This window comes from Pseudomonas sp. TWI929, from assembly GCF_039673335.1.
Taxonomy (GTDB): Bacteria; Pseudomonadota; Gammaproteobacteria; order Pseudomonadales; family Pseudomonadaceae; genus Aquipseudomonas.
The window spans coordinates 55,844-75,171 of the sequence record NZ_JBDJLK010000001.1 but is presented as its reverse complement, the minus strand read 5'-3'; the positions used below and the strand labels follow the sequence as shown (position 1 = coordinate 75,171).

Genomic DNA, 19,328 nt, shown 5'->3' with positions numbered 1-19,328 from the left:
GAACTCTCGTCTTTGCTGAATGGCTTTTTTACCCTGATCTGTATCTACTATTCACTTTATATCCCTCGATAATGGCCCAGTGATAGTTTGCGCAAGGAGCGCGGGATGAGTACGGCAATGCCAAAGCCAGGGCTGTGCAAGGCGGAACGCCGCAGTGGTGCGTTTTTTTCCATGGCCTGGCGACAGTGACCGGTTACGTCATTACTTCTAGTTGGTTGTAGCAAATTTGTTCTGGATAAGTGCAGTGCATGTTAGCGCTCAGGTTTTTGCTCGGCGTGCGTTGGCTGCAAGAAGTTGATGAGGTGATTTCGTGACTGCTATTCACGATCAGGCAATGCACTATATCTACCAGCAAGTGCTAGAACGCTTGCTTGGCCACATGTCTCAGGCGCAGCGTGCTTCATTGCAGTTACTGATCCAACGGCTGCTGGTTGCCGCAGGTGGGCCCGAGTACATCGGTACATTCCGCGTGATGGTCCTGCAAGGCAACGATCGCCGCAGTACCCGGCTGCTGGCCATGCTGCGCGCCGCACAACTGAGCATCGCCCTGCGCGCGCCGGTAACTTTTCAGTTACGGGTGCTGGTAGTCAGCCTGCCCGCCGTGAGTAGCGCCACGCTGGAGGGGCATGAGCGCAGCTTCAATGCCTTGTTCATGCAGGACGATCCGCGGGTGCAACTGCAAATGATCGAGGGGCGCGAAGTGGTACCTTTCAGCAGCCGGCCCTCGGTAGCCCCCGAACGCTGGTTGCTGGCGAGGGATGCCATGTTGATGTTCGGCCACCTGGTCGATGTCAGGCCCGAAGCCTTGCTGGGCAGTCGCTTGCATCTGGAGCTGGCAGATGCCGTGGGTTTTGCACTGCGGGCACAGGCACCTGCAGACCTGTTGATCACCGACATGCCCGTGCGCCAGAGGCGCCGCTACCTGGTCTGGGCTCGGCGTAGCCTACGCCTGGCAGGGGGGCGTGGCCAGCATGTGCCGCATCAGTGCCTGGCGGCACTGGCCCACGGGCTGAGCCGGCTGCACGGCGCTGTTGGGGGCCCGCTGGGCGCCTATGCGCAACATCTGGCCAGCGTGGCGGCAGAGAGTGCGCCATTGCGGGTGATGGCCATTGATGACTTGCTGCCGCACCTGCTCGAAGAGCAGCAGCTTGACCTGATGCTAGGTAATCGGTTCGAGTGTGCCGAGGATGCCTGGCCATTGGCGGCATTTGTCGATCCGCTGGCCTTGGCACAATTGCATGACCTGCGCGCACGCTGCCTTGAGCCGCAGGCCAGTCGCCCAGCGTTACGGCTGGCGGACCAGGCGGGGGGCAACAACCAGCGCGATGTGCAACAGATACAACTCGGCAAAGCCTACGGCATCAACCAGGCCCAGCTGGTATGCCTGATGTTCGGCCCGTTCGCCAGGCAGGGCAAAAACCTTGAACGTTTTCTGCAGTGCCGGCACGCCGACATGCTGGTGGCGTTGCCTTATCTGCATCGGGCCTTGCAAGGCAAACCCTGCCCTGATGCAGTGAAAGATTGGCTGGTGAACACCAGCGGCCTGACACTGGGGCAACTGCGTGCGATTTATGAGGGGCGCTTGCCGCTGTCCGCCTGGCGCGTGCTCAGCAACCTGGCCCGTCGCGATGTACACCTGAGGCTGCTGCCACGTCGGCCGTCGGGGCAGCGGCGTGGTTTTACGGGGCGGCCCTGATGGCGCGATCGATCCCCGGCGAGTTCGCCTATCGAAAGGTGTATCGCTACCTGGAAGCCTTGATCGACCAAGCGTCAAACGGTGGCCCATGCCGTTTACCGTCGCTGCGCACGTTGTCCCGGCGGCTGCAGGTGTCATTGGCCACGGTGCAGAGCGCCTACAGCCTGCTGGAGGAGGAGGGGCGCGTACACTGCCTGCCGAGGTCTGGCTACTACGTACAGCACGATGCAAAAGGCGGGGCTGCGCCCGTGGCGGGGCAGGCAGCTTTGCCAGCGCCGCCATTGTTGGAGCGGGCGCTGTTTACCCACGAGCGGCGCCTGGCACGCCAGCGCGTGCACAACATTGCCCCTTGGCAAGAGCACGGCAGCGCCCGTCTGCGCCACGCCGTGGCTGAGCGTTATACCCGCTGCTCAAGCCGCTACTGGTGTGCCGAAGATGTTCAGCTTGCCCCTGATGTGCAGTCTTTACTCGAAACAGTACTTGCAGCGCTGGCCTTGCAAGGGGGGACCGTGCTGGTGCACTCGCCCTGTTGCTGGCAAGTGCTGCGCGCCCTGGCGCGTGCCGGCATGCGTGTGCTGGAAGTGCCAGCGGATACCTGCGGCAACCCGGACCTGAGCACCTTGGCCCGGCTGCTAGGCAGTGAACCGGTGTGCATGCTGGTCATGCCGTCATGCCTTGGCATGCCGCAGGGGCGACTGGTATCGCCGCATTACCAGCAGCAGCTTGGCCAATTGCTTGGCCAGCACGCGGTATGGCTGCTGGAAAACGATCTGGACAGTGAGCATTGTTACAGCGGGCCGCCGAGTACGCGCCTGCGCGACTGGGTTGACCCTCGCAGGCTGTTGGTGATGGGGGCGTTCGAGGCGGCAGTGGGGGCCGAGGCGCCCTACGCCTATGTGCTGGGGCACGATGCAGTACTGGGCGAGGCGTTCGCCGAGCGTGCGTTTCGGCTTGCACCGCTGCGCCTGCAAGCGCTTGCCCACATGCTGGGCAAAGGTGAGATCGAGATGCAGCAGGAGCGGCTGCGATCCGACCTGCAAAGGCACATGCAATGCCTGGCGCGTGCATTGGAGTTGCAGTTCGGCAACCTGGTAGCGCTGGAAATGCCCCACGGTGGGCGAGTGCTGTGGGTGCACTTTCGCCAGTCACTGCCGTGGGATGACATTGCCTCAGCAATTGCAGGTTCAGCATTGCAGGCAATGCCGGGCGTGCAGTTCAGCTTGCAGGGGCGGTATCAGCAGTACCTGGCATTAACCTGGGTAGGGGAGCAGGCTACAGATCTGCAGCAGGCGGTAGAGCGCCTGGCCCGGGTGCTGGACCCGCGCTGCGGGCGGCCCGCCAGGCTTACCCGTTGAGTGGCAGAAGGGCTGCATTGCAGCCCATCACCGGCATCCCCAGCAATTTGAGCATTTGCGCTGAAACCCTGGGGCTGCCTTGCAGCCCATCGCGACACAAGGCCGCTCACAGGTACTGCATATGCGGTCGGGCAGGACAACGCCCATTAGCCGCGATGTGGTTGTTCCTGCCCTTGGCGCAAGCGGGTACTGACCAGCGCTGCCAACACCAGCAACGCGGCAATGATCCACAAGCCATTGCGGGTGCTGCCGGTAGTCTGCTCGATCAGGCCCATCACCGACGGCCCGACGAAGCCGCCCAACAGGCCGCAGGTGGTGACGAAGGCCAGCCCGGCCGCCAAGGCGCTGCCGCTCAGGCGGCTGGAGGGGAAGACGAAAATGATCGACTGCACCACAAACAGCATCAGGGCGGTCAGCGAGAACCCGAGCAGGCCAATGAACGAGTTGGCCAGCGACGCCAGCAGCAAGCCGGCTGCCATGGTCAGCAGGCCGAAGAACAGCAGGGTGCGGCAACGGCGTGGCGAGGTGGCCAGACGTGGGAAGGTGGCGGCGCCGATGGCGGCGGCAATCCATGGCACGGCGGTCAACAGGCCGACCTGGAAAGGCGTTAGTGCGCCATAGGTGCCGATGATGCCCGGCAGGAAGAAAATCACTGTGTAGATGGTGATCTGGTGCACGAAGTACACCACGATCGCCAGCCAGATCTGCCGGTCGCGGAACATCTGCCCCAGCTTGCTTTGTTGCGGTGCGCCAGCGCGCTCGGCGTTCAGCCGGCGTACGATGTCCTGGGCGTCGACGGCCGATAGCCAAGGCGCCGAACCTGGGCCATCAGGCAGCTTCTTCCACACTACATAGGCCAGGGCCACGGCGGGCAGGCCTTCGAGTACGAACAGCCATTGCCAGCCATGCCAGCCCAGCACACCGTCCATCTCCAGCAGGGCGCCTCCCAGCGGGCCGCTGAGGATATTGGCCAGGCACACACCCAGCAGGAAATAACCGGTGGCGCGGGCGCGTTGTTCGCGGTCGAACCAGTAAGTCAGGTACAGCATCACACCGGGGAACAGCCCGGCCTCGGCCACCCCAAGCAACAGGCGCATGACGTAGAACGAGGTTTCGCCCTGGACGAAGGCCATGCCAGCCGAGAGCAGGCCCCAGGTGATCATGATGCGGGTGATCCAGAAGCGCGCGCCCACCCGGTGCATGATCAGGTTGCTGGGCACTTCGGCCAGGGCATAGGTGAGGAAGAACAGGCCGGCGCCCAGGCCATAGGCCGCCGCCGACAGGCCCAGGTCGATGCCCATGCTGGCCTTGGCCAAGGCGATGTTGGTGCGGTCGAGGAAGCTCATCACGTAGACGACGATGAGCAGTGGCATCAATTTGCGCAGCAGCAGGCTATTCAGGCGCTGCTCGGTGGTGGCAGGGGCGCAGGCCCCTGCAGTACCGGTGAGGATTGTCATTGTTTTTTCCCCGTGAAAGTACTGGTGGCGCGCCGCGCAAAGGCGGTACGCCACAGGTCTGTGGTTCAGGAACGGTTGATGTCGAGCCACACCGCGCCATTGGGGTACTGGTAGCGCTCCAGGGTCTCGGCATGCATTTCAATGCTGTAGCCCGGGCGCTGTGGCGGCATGTAGCGCCCGCGGCGGATCACCACCGGGTCGATGAAGTGCTCGTGCAGGTGGTCGACGTATTCCAGTACCCGGTTGTGCAGCGAGGCAGACACCGCGATGTAGTCGAACAGGGCGATGTTCTGCACATATTCGCACAGCCCCACGCCGCCGCCGTGCGGGCACACCGGTATGTCGTACTTGGCCGCCATCAGCAGCACGATCAGCACCTCGTTCAAACCACCCAGGCGTGCCGCGTCCAGCTGGCAGAAGTCCAGTGCGCCGGCCTGGAACATCTGCTTGAACATCACCCGGTTGTGGCAATGCTCACCGGTGGCGACGCCAATCGGTGCGATGCGCTGGCGAATGCTGGCGTGGCCGAGGATGTCGTCCGGGCTGGTCGGTTCTTCGATCCACAGTGGCGCGAAGGCGGCCAGGCGGCGCATGTTGGCAACCGACTCCTCGACGCCCCATACCTGGTTGGCGTCCATCATCAGGGTACGTTCCCAACCGATTTCGTCGCGCAGGATGCTGGCGCGGCGAATGTCTTCATCAAGGTTTGCGCCGATCTTCTGCTTGATGTGAGTCCAGCCGTCCTCCACAGCCTCGCGGGCCAGCTTGCGCATCTTTTCTTCGCTATAGCCCAGCCAGCCCGGCGCGGTGGTGTAGCCTGGGTAACCTTCGCGCAGCATCTGCGCCTCGCGCTGGGCCTTGCCCGGTGCCTGGCGGCGCAGCAGGGCGATGGCTTCTTCGGGGGTGAGCACGTCGGTGACGTAGCTGAAGTCCAGGCAGCGCACCAACTGCTCGGGCGACATGTCGGCCAGCAGCTTCCACACTGGCTTGCCTTGGTGCTTGGCCCACAGGTCCCATACGGCGTTGATGATGGCGGCGGTGGCCAGGTGGATCACACCCTTTTCCGGGCCTAGCCAGCGCAGCTGGCTGTCGCTGACGGTGAAACGGTGCCAGAAACCGCCCATGTCGGCGGTGATGTCCTCAAGGGTAAGGCCGACGATCAGCGGCGCCAGCGACTGCACCGCCGCCGCGCAGATCTCGTTGCCGCGGCCAATGGTGAAGGTCAGGCCGTGGCCTTCAAGGGCCTCGGCATCAGTGTGCAGCACCACGTAGGCTGCCGAATAGTCGGGGGCGCTGTTCATGGCGTCGGAGCCATCCAGCGACAGCGATGTGGGGAAGCGGATGTCGCGAACGCTGAGGTGGGTAATACGTATGCTCATGGTGGGCTCTTGTTCTGTTCAAGCACTGGGAGACCTGACTGTAGGTTGTCGAGCGATACAGGCATAATCGCCAATTCTTAATCAGCGATATCGGATTCGATATGTCTCGCTTGCCTCTCGACAGCGCCCAGGCGCCTGCCAGCCTTGGCGCACTGAAAATCTCCAGCCGCCAGATCACGCTGCTCAACGCCTTGGGCGAGTTCGGCAACCTGCGCCGCGCCGCTGCGGCGATGCACACCACGCAACCGGCGGCCAGCCTGTTGCTGCAGCAGCTTGAGGAGCGCCTGGGCGTGCGCCTGTTCGAGCGCTTGCCACGGGGCATGCAAGCGACGTTGTATGGCGAAGTGATGATCCGCTATGCGCAGAACGCGCTGCATGAGTTCGATCACGCGCAGGCGCAGATCGCTGAGCTGGCGCGCGGGGCGCTGGGGCTGGTGCGGGTGGGCAGCGTCATGGGCCCGGTGCCCGGTGTGCTGACCAAGGCGGTACTGGCCTACAAGCGCGACCACCCCAAGGTGCGTATTTCGCTGGAAGTCGGCACCAGCGATACCTTGCTGCCGGCTTTGTTGCGTGGCGACTTCGACATGGTGGTGGGGCGCCTGCCAGACCAGAGCGACAGCCAGGACTTGAACATTGAACTGTTCGAAGGCGGAGAGCAGATGCGGGTGATTGCCCGCGCCGGGCACCCGTTGGCAGAGGCCAGCATGCTGCAACTGGCCGATCTGGTGGCCTTGACCTGGATCCTGCACCCCATTGGCAGCCCCATGCGCCGCCGCGTTGAAAGTGCGCTGCAGGCTGGCGGCATGGTGCAGTCGCTGGATATCGTCGAAACCGCCTCGATCCTGGCCACCACCGCCATGCTTGAAGCCTCCGAGATGATTGCGGTGGTGCCCAATGACGTGGCCGAGCACTACGCGCGTTATGGCATGGTCGCCATCCTGCAGGTGGAGCTGCCGTTGGCCATGGCCAACCTGGGCGTGCTGACCCTGCGCTCACGGCCCAACTCGGTTGCCCTGGACACTTTGCTGCATTACCTGCGTGCGCAGTAACTCTGCCTCATGTTGCCGCGTTCGATGGTTGCCAGGCATATCTCTTCAAGCCAGCACTGGCCCTTGTAGGTGCGGCCTTGTGTCGCGATGGGCTGCGTAGCAGCCCCAGTGGCCATCAAAGGCGATTGATAAGCACGGCCTGTTACCACCTTGCGATAACGCGCGGTTATCGTTCGATCGGATCATCTCATTGGGAATGTTGCGCAAGGCTTTTTACAGTGGTCGCAGATTCGCCCGGCAATGTACGGGCAGCGTCATAACAAGAAGTCAGCCGCACCGCCCAGAGAGGTCCCATGCAACTGATAGCCAAATCCGGTGACCTTGCCGTCATCCGCCTGAACCCGCTAGACAATGTACTGATCGCCCGCCAGGCCCTGCCGCAAGGCCTGCGCCTGGACGCCGAGGCGATTACCGTGCGCCAGCCAATTCCCTCGGGCCACAAGGTTGCCACTGAACGTGTAGAGCAGGGGCAACCGCTGCGTCGTTACGGGCAGATCATCGGTTTTGCGTCGCAGGCCATCGAAGCCGGCGACCACGTGCATGTGCACAACGTGCAGATGGGTGATTTCGCCCGTGACTATGCCTTTGGTGTCGACACCCGCAGCCAGCCGGGCAGCGAAGCCCAGTTCCAGGGCATCGTGCGCGCCGATGGCCGGGTGGCTACCCGCAACTACATTGGTATCCTCACTTCGGTGAACTGCTCGGCGACGGTGGCCCGCGCTGTGGCCGATCATTTTCGCCGCGACATCCACCCCGAGGCGCTGGCCGATTACCCGAACATTGACGGCGTGGTGGCACTGACCCACGGTGCCGGCTGTGCCGTCGACCCCAGCGGTGAAGCCCTGGGCCTGTTGCGTCGCACCCTGTCCGGATACGCCGTGCACCCCAACTTCGCCGCTGTGCTGATCATCGGCCTGGGTTGCGAAACCAACCAGATCGAAAGCCTGCTGGAAACCCAGGGCCTGCAGGCCAGTGCCCAGCTGCGCACCTTCACCATCCAGGGGCTCGGTGGCACCTCCAAAACCATCGCTGCCGGCATCGAACAGGTCAAGGCGCTGCTGGCCGAGGCCAATCAGGTGCAGCGCCAACCAGTCAGTGCGCGGCACCTGGTGGTCGGCCTGCAATGTGGCGGTTCTGATGGCTATTCCGGTATCACCGCCAACCCGGCACTGGGCAATGCCGTCGACCGCCTGGTGGCGGCTGGGGGTACTGCGATTCTGTCCGAAACCCCGGAAATCTATGGTGCCGAGCACCTGCTGACCCGTCGCGCAGTCAGCCGTGAGGTGGGCGAAAAACTGGTCGCCCGCATCCGCTGGTGGGAAGACTACTGCCAGCGCATGAACGCCGAGCTGAACAACAACCCCTCGGCCGGCAACAAGGCTGGCGGCCTGACCACCATCCTGGAGAAGTCCCTGGGTGCAGTGGCCAAGGCCGGCTCCAGCAACCTGGTCGACGTTTACCAGTATGCCGAGGCGGTGCGTGCCCAGGGCCTGGTGTTCATGGACACCCCCGGCTACGACCCGGTCTCTGCTACCGGGCAGGTCGCGGGCGGGGCCAACCTGATCGCCTTCACCACCGGCCGTGGCTCGGCCTACGGTTGCGCCCCGGCGCCATCGATCAAGCTGGCGACCAACAACCGGGTGTTCGAGCACCAGGAAGAAGACATGGATGTGAACTGCGGTGGCATCGCTGATGGTTCCACCAGCATCGAGGAACGGGGTGCATTCATCTTCGAACAGATGCTGCGCATTGCCTCTGGGGAGCGCAGCAAGAGTGAACAGCACGGCTACGGGCAGAACGAATTCGTGCCCTGGCAAATCGGTGCCGTGACCTGATCAATCGCTCCCACCCCTATTCGAGGTAACCGCAATGACTCCAGCCACACATTACAACGTGCAAGCGCTCACCGCCTTCGTCGAGCAATTGTTCGTAAAAGCCGGCGCCGATGCCGAAGTCGCCCAGGTAGTGACCCAAGTGCTGCTCGAGGGCGAACTGCTCGGCCACCGTACCCATGGCCTGAACCTGGTCAGCCGCTACATTGGCGGCATGCTCGATGGCCAGGTCAAGGCCCGTGCGCAGGCATTGGAACAGGTGTCGGGCAGTGGCATTTCCAGCCTGTTCGATGGCCATTACGTGCTGGGCCCGTACTGCGTCAGCCGCGCCCTGGACTGCGCGGCAAAGGGTGCGACTGCACACGGTATCGGTATTGCCGTGGTGCGCCGCGCTTCGCATATCGGCTGCCTGGCAGCCTACCTCAAGCCATACACCGACCAGGGCCTGGTGGCGCTGGTGTACTCGTCGGACCCTTCGGTGGGCCTGGTTTGCGCCCACGGTGGTATCGACCCGGTCTACACGCCCAACCCGATTGCTGCGGGCATTCCAACCCAGGGTGAGCCGATCCTGCTGGACGTGAGCATGTCCACCGTCACCCTTGGCCTGGTCGGCCAGTGCCGCGATGCCGGCAGCCGGCTGCCGCACCCGGTGCTGGTCAGCAATGACGGGCAACTGACTGACGACCCGCGCGGCTTCTTCAGCAGCCCGCAAGGCAGCATCCTGCCCCTCGGCGGCCAGGCCTTTGGCCACAAAGGCTTCGCCCTGGCGTTGCTGGTCGAGGCCCTGACCTCGGGGCTGGCCGGCCATGGCCGCAAGGACAAGCCAGAGCAGTGGGGCGCCTCGGCCACAGCCGTGGTTATCGACCCGCGGTTCTTCGGTGGCCTGGAGGCGTTTACCAACGAAACCAGCTTCCTTGGCCGGCTGGTACTCGCCAGCCGCCCACTGGACCCCGAGCGCCCGGTGCGCCTGCCCGGGCAAGCCGGCCTGGCGCTGCGCCGGCAAGCCCTGGAGCAGGGACTGAGCCTTTCACCCCAGCTGGTGGCTGACCTTGACCGCTTGGCCGTGCAGCTGCAACTGCCGGCACTTTCCCAATGATTCACAGTAAGGGTACACAGATGACTGATCGATCGAACGCCAATCAACCGTTGCCGCTGAGCTTCGATGCCAGCGTATTCGACAGCGGCAGCTGGGTAGGGCGGGTCTGGCTGCCAGGCCAGGGGCCGGCGGTGGTGTTGGTGAAGGCCGGTGCCGTATACGATATCAGCACCCACGTGGCGACCGTCTCGGCCCTGCTGGAAGTGGCCGACCCGGTGGCCTACCTGCGCGCCTTGCCGCTGGCCCAGCCGCTGATCGGTCTGCCAGCATTGCTGAGCAACAGCGACCCGGCCCAACGCGACCTGCACCAACCGTGGCTGCTGGCGCCTATCGACCTGCAGGCAGTGAAGGCTGCTGGCGTAACCTTCGCCACCAGCCTGCTGGAGCGCGTGGTGGAAGAGCAGGCCAAGGGTGACCCGGCCAAGGCCGATGCCATCCGTGATACCCTCGCCAGCCGCATCGGCGCTGACCTGTCGCAGATCGTGCCGGGTTCCGCCCAGGCCGAAGCACTGCGCAAGGTGCTGGTGGAGCAAGGCCTGTGGTCGCAGTACCTGGAGGTGGGCATTGGTCCGGATGCCGAAGTGTTCACCAAGGCCCAGCCACTGTCGGCGGTCGGCCACGGCGCTGCCATTGGCATCCACCCCAAGTCGAGCTGGAACAACCCGGAACCGGAGGTGGTGCTGGCTGTATCCAGCGACGGCAGCATCAAAGGCGCCATGCTTGGCAACGACGTCAACCTGCGCGACTTCGAAGGGCGCAGCGCCTTGCTGCTGTCCAAGGCCAAGGACAACAATGCCTCCACTGCACTGGGCCCACTGTTGCGCCTGTTCGACGAAAGCTTCGGCCTGGACGATGTGCGCAATGCCGAGGTGGACTTGCGGGTTGAAGGCGAAGACGGTTTCATCCTTGCCGGGCGCAGCTCCATGCGCCAGATCAGCCGCGACCCGCAGGACCTGGTGCAGCAAACCCTCAACGAAAACCACCAGTATCCTGATGGCCTGGTGCTGTTCCTCGGTACCCTGTTCGCCCCCAAGCAGGACCGCGACCAACCGGGCAATGGCTTCACTCATAAACCGGGTGACGTGGTGAGCATCAGCAACCCGCAACTGGGCACCCTGTGCAACCGCGTCACCACCAGCGACCAGGCACCGCAGTGGGAGTTTGGCCTGCGCTCGCTGATCGACAGCCTCGGCCGCCGTGGCCTGCTGCAAGTTGCAACCACCGCGCGCCAGCTTTGAGCGGCGCGCTGCGCCAGGGAAGGCGCAGCATGAATGAGGGATCGCCAGGGCGCTGACAGCGCGGCAACAATAATAATAAAGGTCATCACATGAACCCTATGAAGAAGTACCAACGCGTCACCGTTGTGTTCCTGCTGCTGATCGGCATCGTCAACTACCTGGACCGTAGTGCGTTGTCTATCGCCAACACCTCGATCCAGAAAGACATGATGATCAGCCCGTCACAGATGGGCATCTTGTTGTCGGCGTTTTCCATTGCCTATGCCTTCGCCCAGCTGCCGATGGGCATGATCATCGACCGCCTCGGCAGCAAGATCGCCCTCGGTGCTTCGCTGCTGGGTTGGTCGGTAGCCCAGGCGGCCTTCGGCATGGTCAGCAGCTTTGCCGGCTTCATGGGCCTGCGGGTGTTGCTGGGGATTGGCGAGGCGCCGATGTTCCCGTCGGCGGCCAAGGCCCTGTCGGAGTGGTTCGATGCCAACGAGCGCGGCACCCCGACCGGCGTCGTCTGGTCCTCGACCTGCCTCGGCCCGTGCCTGGCGCCACCGCTGCTGACGCTGTTCATGGTCAACTTCGGCTGGCGCGGCATGTTCATCATCACCGGGGCAATTGGTGTGGTGCTGGCGGTGTGCTGGCTGACGTTTTACAAGAGCAAGGCACGCTACCTGGCGGAACTGGCGGCTGAAGGCAAGCCGCTGCCCAGTGAGCAGCAGGCTCCGGCAGCTGCTGCACAGGCGCCAAAGGCCTCGTACTTCGCCGGCTGGCTCGACCTGTTCAAGCACCGCAGTACCTGGGGTGCGGTGCTGGGCTTCATGGGCGTGATCTACATGCTCTGGCTGCACCTGACCTGGCTGCCGGGCTATTTCGAGCGTGAGCACGGCCTGGACCTGTACAAGACTGCCTGGGTGGTGTCGCTGGCCTATGGCTTTGGCGCGGCGGGCACGATCGTGGCCGGGCGCTTCTGTGACTGGCTGGTCAAGCGTGGCCTGAGCGTGCTGGGCAGCCGCAAGTTCAGTGTCATCACCGGTTTGGTGCTGGCGGCGCTGTTCACCTTGCCGCTGTCGTTCGTCACCGGGCTGACTGGCTGCATCATCCTGCTGTGCCTGGCACTGTTCAGTATCAACATGGCCAGTGCCACCGCCTGGATGATCGTCAACACCATCGTCGACAGCCAGCGGGTGGCCTCGTTCGGTTCGATCCAGAACTTCGGCGGCTACATTGCCGGCTCCGTGGCGCCGATCGCTACCGGCTTCAGCATTCAGTACTCGGGGTCGTTTACCACGGCGTTCATGATCAGTGCGGTGGTGGCGCTGTGTTCGGCGGTAGCGTATTTCCTGCTGCTGCAGGCGCCGATTGGCAGTGCCAAGGTCAAAGCGGGGGAGATGGCGGCAGCGACTGAACAGATGTGAGTCCTGAGGGGGCGCTTTGCGCCCCAATCTCGACACAAGGCCGCTCCCACAGGTATCGCGCTGGGTTTGGCAGCAGCGCAGTACCTGTGGGAGCGGCCTTGTGTCGCGATTGGGCTGCGAAGCAGCCCCCAAAACCGATCACTGTCAGTGATGCGACCCACGGCTCTTGTCAGGCAGGGTGGTCTGTATGTATAACCAGTACCTGTTTCCGCTACCTGACTCTCCCAGTGATCGCCCATTCCGTCGACGACCCGTTCTACTACCTGCACAATTTCCGCCAGGTACTGCTGTGGGTCGAACAGCGCTACGAAGACCTGCTCGATGTTCAGGAGCTGGACTTCATCCATGCATTTGCCCAACTTGCCGCACCGGCCCAAGCCATGATGGTGCGCATGGTCATGCGCAAGGGCGAGCTGTTCCGCAGTGACCGGCTCGACTACGTCGAAATCGGCGATACCGTGCTGGCCCTGCAGCCACTGCAGGCCCTCGGTTGGGTGCGTGAACCTGAGCAACTGGAACTGGAGCAACTGTTCGCCCTGCTGCGCAAAGACGAACTGGCCCGTTGTTTTGCCAACCAATTGGGCCGGCCCAAGGCTGCCAAGCATGACTTGCTGGCGCAGCTGCAACCCCTGGGGCTGACGGCCCGTTCCCTGGCCGAGTGGTTTCCGGACAGTGGCGTGCGTATTTTCCAGTGGTGCCTGCAGCCGCTGTGCGACCGCATGCGTCTGCTGTTTTTCGGCAACCTGTACCAGGACTGGTCGGATTTTGTCCTCGCCGACCTGGGTTTGCTGCGTTACGAGCAGGTGCCGTTCAGCACCGGCTCGCGAGCCCTGCAGCAACGTGCCGATATCGACTTGGCGATGGCCTTGCACCAGTGCACCGAGCGCCTGGAGCAGGGCGATGACCCTGGGTCGATCGTTGCTGCCATGCAAGGCCTGCACAGTGACAACCCGTGGCTGGCCAGGCGCCATGCACGCCTGCAGTTTGCCCTCGGCCAGCAATGTGAGCGCCTGGGCGATTGGGAGCAGGCAATGGCCATTTACACACAGTGCAGCCATGCCCAGGCACGTATCCGGCAGGTACGGGTACTGGAGCGCAGCGAGCAATGGCCCCAGGCCCATGCGTTGGCGCTGCAACTGGCAGCGGCGCCCGCCAACGCGTTGGAAGCGCAGGCACTGGAACGCTTGCTGCCACGCCTGGCGCGCAAGCTAGGCGGCCCGCCACAACGGCGTCAGCGTATTGCCCCGCTGGAGCTTATTGAACTTGAACTGCCACGGGAACACGCCGCGCTGGGTGTAGAGGAAGCGGTGCGCCAGCACTTGGCCGAAGGCGGTGGTCCGGTGCATTACGTGGAGAACACCCTGTTCAACAGCCTGTTCGGCCTGCTGTGCTGGGAAGCGATCTTCGCCCCGGTGCCTGGGGCGTTCTTCAACCCGTTCCAGGCCGCCCCTCAGGACCTGCACGACAGCGACTTCCAGCAGCGGCGCAGTGCGCTGTTCGAGCGCTGCCTGGGGCGGCTTGACGATGGCAGCCATCACCAGGCCATTCTTGACTGCTACGTCGCCAAGCAGGGCCTGCAGTCACCGTTCGTATTCTGGTCGATGCTCAGCGATGAGCTGCTTGAGCAAGCCTTGGCTTGCCTGCCGGCAGCCCACTTGAAGCAGTGCTTCCTGCGCCTGTTGCAGGACATTCGCAACAACCGTGCCGGTATGCCCGACCTGATCCAGTTCTGGCCCGGGCAGGGCCGCTACCGCATGATCGAGGTCAAGGGGCCCGGGGACCGCTTGCAGGACAACCAGCTACGCTGGCTGGACTTCTGCCAAGCGCACGGCTTGCCCGTCGCGGTGTGCCATGTGCGCTGGAGCGAAACGGCGTGAGCTACAGCGTGGCCGTGCGCGCCTTGTGCGAGTTCAGCGCCAAGGTCGGTGACCTGGACCTGCGCTTCACGCCGTCGCCCACCGCCCAGGAAGGCATCGAAGGGCACCAACGGGTTGTGGCGCGGCGTGCTGCGGGATATGAATCGGAAATCACCCTCGAAGGACAGTTCGAAACCCTCAAGGTACGCGGCCGCGCCGACGGTTACGACCCGGCCAGCAACCGCCTGGAAGAGATCAAGACGCACCGTGGCGACTTGGCGCGCCAGCCGGCCAACCATCGTCAGTTGCATTGGGCGCAGGCCAAGGTCTATGGCTGGCTGATGTGCCACGCACGGCAACTGCCGGCCATCGAGGTGGCGCTGGTGTACCTGGACGTAGACAGCGATGACCAGACGTTGTTAAGCGAGCACCACACGGCTGCTGAGCTACAGGCGTTTTTCGAAACCCAGTGCCAGTGCTTTCTGGCCTGGGCCAAGGCGCAGGAGCGGCGCCTTGCCGAACGTGACCAAGGCCTGCAAGCGCTGGGTTTCCCCTATGCGCAGTTCCGCCAGGGCCAGCGGCAGCTGGCGGAAACCCTGTACAAGGCGGTGAGCACTGGTCGCTGCCTGATGGCCCAGGCCAGCACCGGCATCGGCAAGACCCTCGGCACCTTGTTCCCGCTGCTCAAGGCCATGGTGCCGCAGCAGCTGGACAAGCTGTTCTTTCTCACGGCCAAGACACCGGGCCGGGCACTGGCCCTCGATGCCATGCGCCAGGTCACCGATGCTTCGCCGCAACCGGCCTTGCGCACGTTGGAGCTGGTTGCCCGTGACAAAGCCTGCGAGCACCCTGACAAGGCCTGCCATGGCGAGTCCTGCCCGTTGGCCGCAGGCTTCTACGACCGCCTGCCGGCAGCACGCGAGGCGGCGGCAGCATTGCCCTTGCTCGACCGCGCCAACCTGCGCGAGGTCGCCTTGGCGCACCAGGTATGCCCTTATTACCTGGGCCAGGAGATGGCGCGCTGGGTGGATGTGCTGGTCGCCGACTACAACTACTACTTCGATGCCCATGCCTTGCTTTTTGGCCTGACCCAGCTCAACCAGTGGCGGGTCGCGGTGCTGGTGGACGAGGCGCACAACCTGGTCGAGCGCGGGCGTGGCATGTACAGCGCCAGCCTCGACCAGGGCCAGTTGCTGGCCCTGCGCCAGAGCAAACCGCATGGGCTGGTCAGTGCGCTGGACCGGCTGAACCGGCAATGGAACGCGCTGTATAAAGAACAGCTTGCGCCGTATCAGGCTAGCGAGGCTCTGCCGGAAGGCTTGCTGCGTGCCCTGCAGCAATGCATCGGCCTGATCCAGGAGCAGATGAACCAGGCGCCTGCGCAAATGGACCCGCAGGTGTTGCAGTTCTTCTACCAGGCGTTGCAATTCAGCCGGGTTGCCGAACTGTTCGACGAGCACTTCATGTTCGACATCAGCCAGCGTCAGGGGCCACGTAATCGGCGGCTGGCCACCCTGTGCCTGCGCAATGTCACCCCGGCGCGGCTGTTGGCGCCGCGCATGCAGGCGGCGCGCAGTGTGACGCTGTTTTCCGCCACGCTGAGCCCGCGGCATTTCTACAGCGACCTGCTGGGCATGCCGGCCGATACTGCCTGGCTGGAGGTGGCGGCGCCGTTTTGCGCAGAACAGCTGGAGGTGCGAATAGCCAGCCAGGTGTCTACCCGTTACCAGCAGCGCCAGGCCTCGCTGGCACCGATCGTCGAGCTGATTGCCCAGCAGTACGAGCGGATGCCGGGCAACTACCTGGCGTTCTTCAGCAGTTTCGAATACCTGCAACAGGTGGCTGAGCTGCTGGCCGAGCGGTATGAGCAGATTCCCCAGTGGGCGCAGGAGCCGGGCATGGGCGAGGCAGCCCGTCAGGCGTTTCTCGACCGTTTTGTCGCGGATGGCCGTGGGGTAGGCTTTGCGGTGTTGGGCGGCGCATTCGGGGAAGGGGTGGACTTACCCGGTACGCGCCTGATCGGCGCGTTCGTCGCCACCCTCGGGCTGCCCCAGGTCAACCCGGTCAACGAGCAGTTCAAGCAGCGCCTGGGGCGGCAGTTTGGTGCGGGTTTCGATTACGCCTACCTCTACCCGGGCGTGCGCAAGGTCATCCAGGCGGCGGGCCGGGTCATCCGTAGCGACCAGGACCGGGGTGTGCTGGTGCTGATCGATGAACGCTTCGCCGAGCCCCGGGTGCAGCAGATGTTCCCGGGCTGGTGGCCGCCTGCTAAAGATTGTCCCTGATGCCATGCATCGATCTCCGGGCCCTCACTGACCCTTGTGGGAGCGGCCTTGTGTCGCGATAGGGCTGCAGAGCAGCCCCAGCAATTTTTTCCTCTGCGCTGAAACCCCGGGGCTGCTCTGCAGCCTAGCCCGGCATGCCATCTGCCCGTGGCCGCAACAGGATAGGCAGGTAGTGTCGAATGAACAGCAGCAGCGCCAGGCTCCAGCACAGTGCCGAAAGGCTGATGCCCAGCGGTGTGAACAGTGGCAACACCACCCGCGCCAACGTCGCCAGTTGCATCAGGGCAAAGGCCCAGGCAATGCTGGTCGGCACCTGCAATGGCCTGCCGGTGTGGCCCAGGCTGACCCGCGCCATCATCGCCAGGATCAGGCCAGTCATGGCGCCAACCGTCAGGGCGTGGGTCACCAGGCTCGGGTTCAGTTTCACCCCGGCGTGCCACAGTGCCATGCCCAGGCAGGCGAGGGCGATCCAGGCGTAGGCCAGGTGCAGCGACCACAGCAACGGCACGCGCCACAGGCCACGGTCGTGCCACAGCGCCAAGCGGGTTGAGTGCAGCGCGAACAGGGCAAAGAACAGCACCGCCAGACTGGTACGTGGCGTATCGGCCAGGCCGGTGGCAAATGCCAGCGGTACCGCCACGCTCAGCAACAGGCAGGCACGGTCCAGCCACGGGCGGGCAGGGGCCGCAGTCATGTTGCCCAGGCCACGCCGGGTAAACATCGGAATGACCCGGCCACCGAGCACGGTCATCATCGCCGTCACCAGCCACAGCCCGGCAAATACCCCACGGCGCTGCCACAGTTCGTCCTGGCGTAGCCAGCCGGCCAGGGTTAGCCATTGGCAAGCGGCGATCAGCAGCACCAGGCCGACGATCGGGTAGTTGTTGCGCAGGCGCCGTTGCACGATTGGCCGCGCCAGGCACAGCGCCACCAGCGGTAGAAAACTGCCTTCGACCAGCACCAGCAAACCAGCGGGTAGTGGCAGGAACCAGCTTGCCCGGCCCAGCAACCAGAGCAGGAACAGGCCTTGCAACGCCCGCCCGCTCAAACCCGGGATGCCGCTCCAGTTCTGCACGGCGGTCAGCAGGAAACCAGCGACGATGGCGGCGGCAAAGCCGTAGAGCATCTCGTGGCGGTGCCAGGCGAGCATGCCCCCGGGCGGCGTGGGGGCCAGTACCCCGGCGAGTACGCTGGCCCATAACAGCAAGGCGACCAGCGCAAACAAACTGCCGCCCAGGAAGAATGGGCGAAAACCCAGGCCCCAGACGGCCTGGCGTGGGCGTGAAGCGATAGGTTGCACGAGCATGGGCAGTCCTTGGTTCGTTCAGTAGGCTTCAATTGGGGTAAGATCACGATCCGTGCCAGCTTCAAAGCCTTTGAATATCAAGGTGATGGCACCTCTTCGGGTCCGAATGACATGCGTGTGATGCTGTCATTGGGACTTGCTGTTATGTCGTATTGACTCGCTTCAGGGTTCAGCCGGTTCGCTGCCGGCTGGCGCAACGCTACAGGATTCACGTTTTGTCCGACCTCTCGAAAAATCCGCTGCTGCAGTACATGGCCCGCCTGGCCCCATCCAGTCAGCAAACCATGCGCTACATCCTTCAGGACGCCGCCGACCGGCTGGGCTTTGTCGACTGCAACATAGTCGATGTGCCCTGGCATCGGCTCGAGCCCGGCCACGTGATTGCCCTGGTGGCGGCCCTGCGTGCCGACGGTTACGCGCCCAACAGCTCGTCGTTGTACGTCAACGCCATTCGCGGGGTGATGAACGAAGCCTGGCGCCAGGGCCTGATTGACCACGAGCAGTTGCTGCGCATCCGCGAGGTCAAGCCGGCCACTGGCACCCGCCTGCCGCCCGGGCGCAACCTGCGGCGCAGCCTGATTCGCGAGTTGATGGACGTGTGCGCAGCCGACCCGCGCCCACAAGGCGTGCGCGACGCGGCGATCATTGCCTTGCTGTATGGCACTGGCATGCGCAAGTCGGAGTCGGTCGACATCAACCTTGAGCAGGTCGATTTCGAGGCCCGCAGCCTGCAGGTGGTGGGCAAGGGCAACCACCAGTTGGTCAAGTACGCACCACCTTGGGCTTTCGAGAAACTGCAGGCATGGCTCGACCTGCGCCGCCAGGACCTGCCGGCCGGTGCCGAGGACGACCCGTTCCTGTTCAACCGCATCCGCCGCGGCAGCCACATCACCCGGGCGCGTATCACCAAGCATGCCATCTACTACATTGCCCGCCAGCGCGGCGCGCAGGTTGGGGTGAAGATCATGCCGCATGACTTCCGCCGGGCGTTCATCACCCGGGTGATCGAGGAGCACGACCTGTCGATTGCGCAGAAGCTGGCGCACCATGCCAACATCCAGACCACCGCAATCTACGACCGGCGCGACGACAACGAACGTCGGCGTGCCGTGGACCGTTTCGATTACTGATATCGATTGGGGCTGCTTTGCAGCCCTTCGCGGGCTTGCCCGCTCCCACAGGGTTGAAGGATAAGGTTTGCCTGTGGGAGCGGGCGAGCCCGCGAAGGGCCGCAAAGCGGCCCCAACACTCTGTCTGTCTGGCACCGAAACAGGGCCTGAGCGCGCCCCCGCTTTGTGCGCCATACCCCTGTATGCCCGATGCCAGAGCGGCCGCGACAAAAGTTTCATCTGCCTTCACCTGCGGAGTTGGCC

General features: G+C 63.9%; 13 protein-coding genes. 10 read left to right on the top strand and 3 right to left on the bottom strand.

Going from position 1 to position 19,328, the window contains the following annotated elements; translation table 11 throughout:
* Nucleotides 1–310 precede the first annotated feature (310 nt).
* Nucleotides 311–1,696 carry a hypothetical protein gene (locus ABE456_RS00365; RefSeq protein ID WP_346642191.1) on the top strand — a complete coding sequence of 462 codons (1,386 nt, stop codon included), beginning with the start codon at nt 311–313 and terminating at the stop codon, nt 1,694–1,696.
* Nucleotides 1,696–3,051 carry a GntR family transcriptional regulator gene (locus ABE456_RS00360; protein ID WP_346642190.1) on the top strand — a complete coding sequence of 452 codons (1,356 nt, stop codon included), beginning with the start codon at nt 1,696–1,698 and terminating at the stop codon, nt 3,049–3,051. The genes ABE456_RS00365 and ABE456_RS00360 overlap by 1 nt, the downstream gene beginning before the upstream one ends.
* Nucleotides 3,052–3,197: 146 nt before the next feature.
* Here the strand turns inward: ABE456_RS00360 and ABE456_RS00355 are convergent, their stop codons facing one another.
* Nucleotides 3,198–4,508 (bottom strand): MFS transporter, encoded by a 1,311-nt coding sequence (locus ABE456_RS00355; RefSeq protein WP_346642189.1) that lies wholly within the window; start codon nt 4,506–4,508, stop codon nt 3,198–3,200.
* Nucleotides 4,509–4,573: 65 nt separating this feature from the next.
* Complete coding sequence (locus ABE456_RS00350; RefSeq protein WP_346642188.1) at nt 4,574–5,887, bottom strand: L-fuconate dehydratase; 1,314 nt, start codon at nt 5,885–5,887, stop codon at nt 4,574–4,576.
* Between the two features lie 101 nt (nt 5,888–5,988).
* On the opposite strand from ABE456_RS00350, the gene ABE456_RS00345 reads away from it, so the two are divergent.
* The 7 genes from ABE456_RS00345 (at nt 5,989) to ABE456_RS00315 (ending at nt 16,649) form a co-directional block, all read left to right on the top strand.
* On the top strand, nt 5,989–6,936 hold the full coding sequence (locus tag ABE456_RS00345) for a LysR family transcriptional regulator (protein WP_346642187.1): 948 nt from the start codon (nt 5,989–5,991) through the stop codon (nt 6,934–6,936).
* 293 nt (nt 6,937–7,229) lie between these two features.
* On the top strand, nt 7,230–8,771 hold the full coding sequence (locus ABE456_RS00340; RefSeq protein ID WP_346642186.1) for an altronate dehydratase family protein: 1,542 nt from the start codon (nt 7,230–7,232) through the stop codon (nt 8,769–8,771).
* Nucleotides 8,772–8,805: 34 nt separating this feature from the next.
* Entirely contained in the window at nt 8,806–9,864 is a 1,059-nt protein-coding gene (locus tag ABE456_RS00335) for an Ldh family oxidoreductase (RefSeq protein ID WP_346642185.1), read from the top strand.
* 20 nt (nt 9,865–9,884) lie between these two features.
* Nucleotides 9,885–11,102, top strand: a complete 1,218-nt coding sequence (locus ABE456_RS00330) for a fumarylacetoacetate hydrolase family protein (protein WP_346642184.1) — start codon at nt 9,885–9,887, stop codon at nt 11,100–11,102.
* Between the two features lie 98 nt (nt 11,103–11,200).
* On the top strand, nt 11,201–12,508 hold the full coding sequence (locus ABE456_RS00325) for an MFS transporter (protein WP_346642378.1): 1,308 nt from the start codon (nt 11,201–11,203) through the stop codon (nt 12,506–12,508).
* Nucleotides 12,509–12,735: 227 nt separating this feature from the next.
* On the top strand, nt 12,736–14,385 hold the full coding sequence (locus ABE456_RS00320) for a VRR-NUC domain-containing protein (RefSeq protein ID WP_346642183.1): 1,650 nt from the start codon (nt 12,736–12,738) through the stop codon (nt 14,383–14,385).
* Complete coding sequence (locus ABE456_RS00315; protein ID WP_346642182.1) at nt 14,382–16,649, top strand: ATP-dependent DNA helicase; 2,268 nt, start codon at nt 14,382–14,384, stop codon at nt 16,647–16,649. Before ABE456_RS00320 ends, ABE456_RS00315 begins: the two co-directional genes overlap by 4 nt.
* A 124-nt stretch (nt 16,650–16,773) precedes the next feature.
* Here the strand turns inward: ABE456_RS00315 and ABE456_RS00310 are convergent, their stop codons facing one another.
* Nucleotides 16,774–17,955, bottom strand: a complete 1,182-nt coding sequence (locus tag ABE456_RS00310) for an NnrS family protein (RefSeq protein ID WP_346642181.1) — start codon at nt 17,953–17,955, stop codon at nt 16,774–16,776.
* A gap of 215 nt (nt 17,956–18,170) precedes the next feature.
* Here ABE456_RS00310 and ABE456_RS00305 point away from each other — a divergent pair, with 215 nt between their 5' ends.
* Nucleotides 18,171–19,085: a tyrosine-type recombinase/integrase gene (locus ABE456_RS00305; protein WP_201207305.1), complete on the top strand. Its 915-nt coding sequence runs from the start codon at nt 18,171–18,173 to the stop codon at nt 19,083–19,085.
* Nucleotides 19,086–19,328 lie beyond the last annotated feature (243 nt).

What these genes read in the sequence shown, in the direction of transcription:
- ABE456_RS00335 (WP_346642185.1), top strand. Translation starts at nt 8,806, where the DNA reads ATGACTCCAGCCACACATTACAACGTGCAAGCGCTCACCGCCTTCGTC.
- ABE456_RS00330 (WP_346642184.1), top strand. Translation starts at nt 9,885, where the DNA reads ATGACTGATCGATCGAACGCCAATCAACCGTTGCCGCTGAGCTTCGAT.
- ABE456_RS00350 (WP_346642188.1), bottom strand. Translation starts at nt 5,887, where the DNA reads ATGAGCATACGTATTACCCACCTCAGCGTTCGCGACATCCGCTTCCCC.
- ABE456_RS00345 (WP_346642187.1), top strand. Translation starts at nt 5,989, where the DNA reads ATGTCTCGCTTGCCTCTCGACAGCGCCCAGGCGCCTGCCAGCCTTGGC.
- ABE456_RS00325 (WP_346642378.1), top strand. Translation starts at nt 11,201, where the DNA reads ATGAAGAAGTACCAACGCGTCACCGTTGTGTTCCTGCTGCTGATCGGC.
- ABE456_RS00360 (WP_346642190.1), top strand. Translation starts at nt 1,696, where the DNA reads ATGGCGCGATCGATCCCCGGCGAGTTCGCCTATCGAAAGGTGTATCGC.
- ABE456_RS00340 (WP_346642186.1), top strand. Translation starts at nt 7,230, where the DNA reads ATGCAACTGATAGCCAAATCCGGTGACCTTGCCGTCATCCGCCTGAAC.
- ABE456_RS00310 (WP_346642181.1), bottom strand. Translation starts at nt 17,955, where the DNA reads ATGCTCGTGCAACCTATCGCTTCACGCCCACGCCAGGCCGTCTGGGGC.
- ABE456_RS00355 (WP_346642189.1), bottom strand. Translation starts at nt 4,508, where the DNA reads ATGACAATCCTCACCGGTACTGCAGGGGCCTGCGCCCCTGCCACCACC.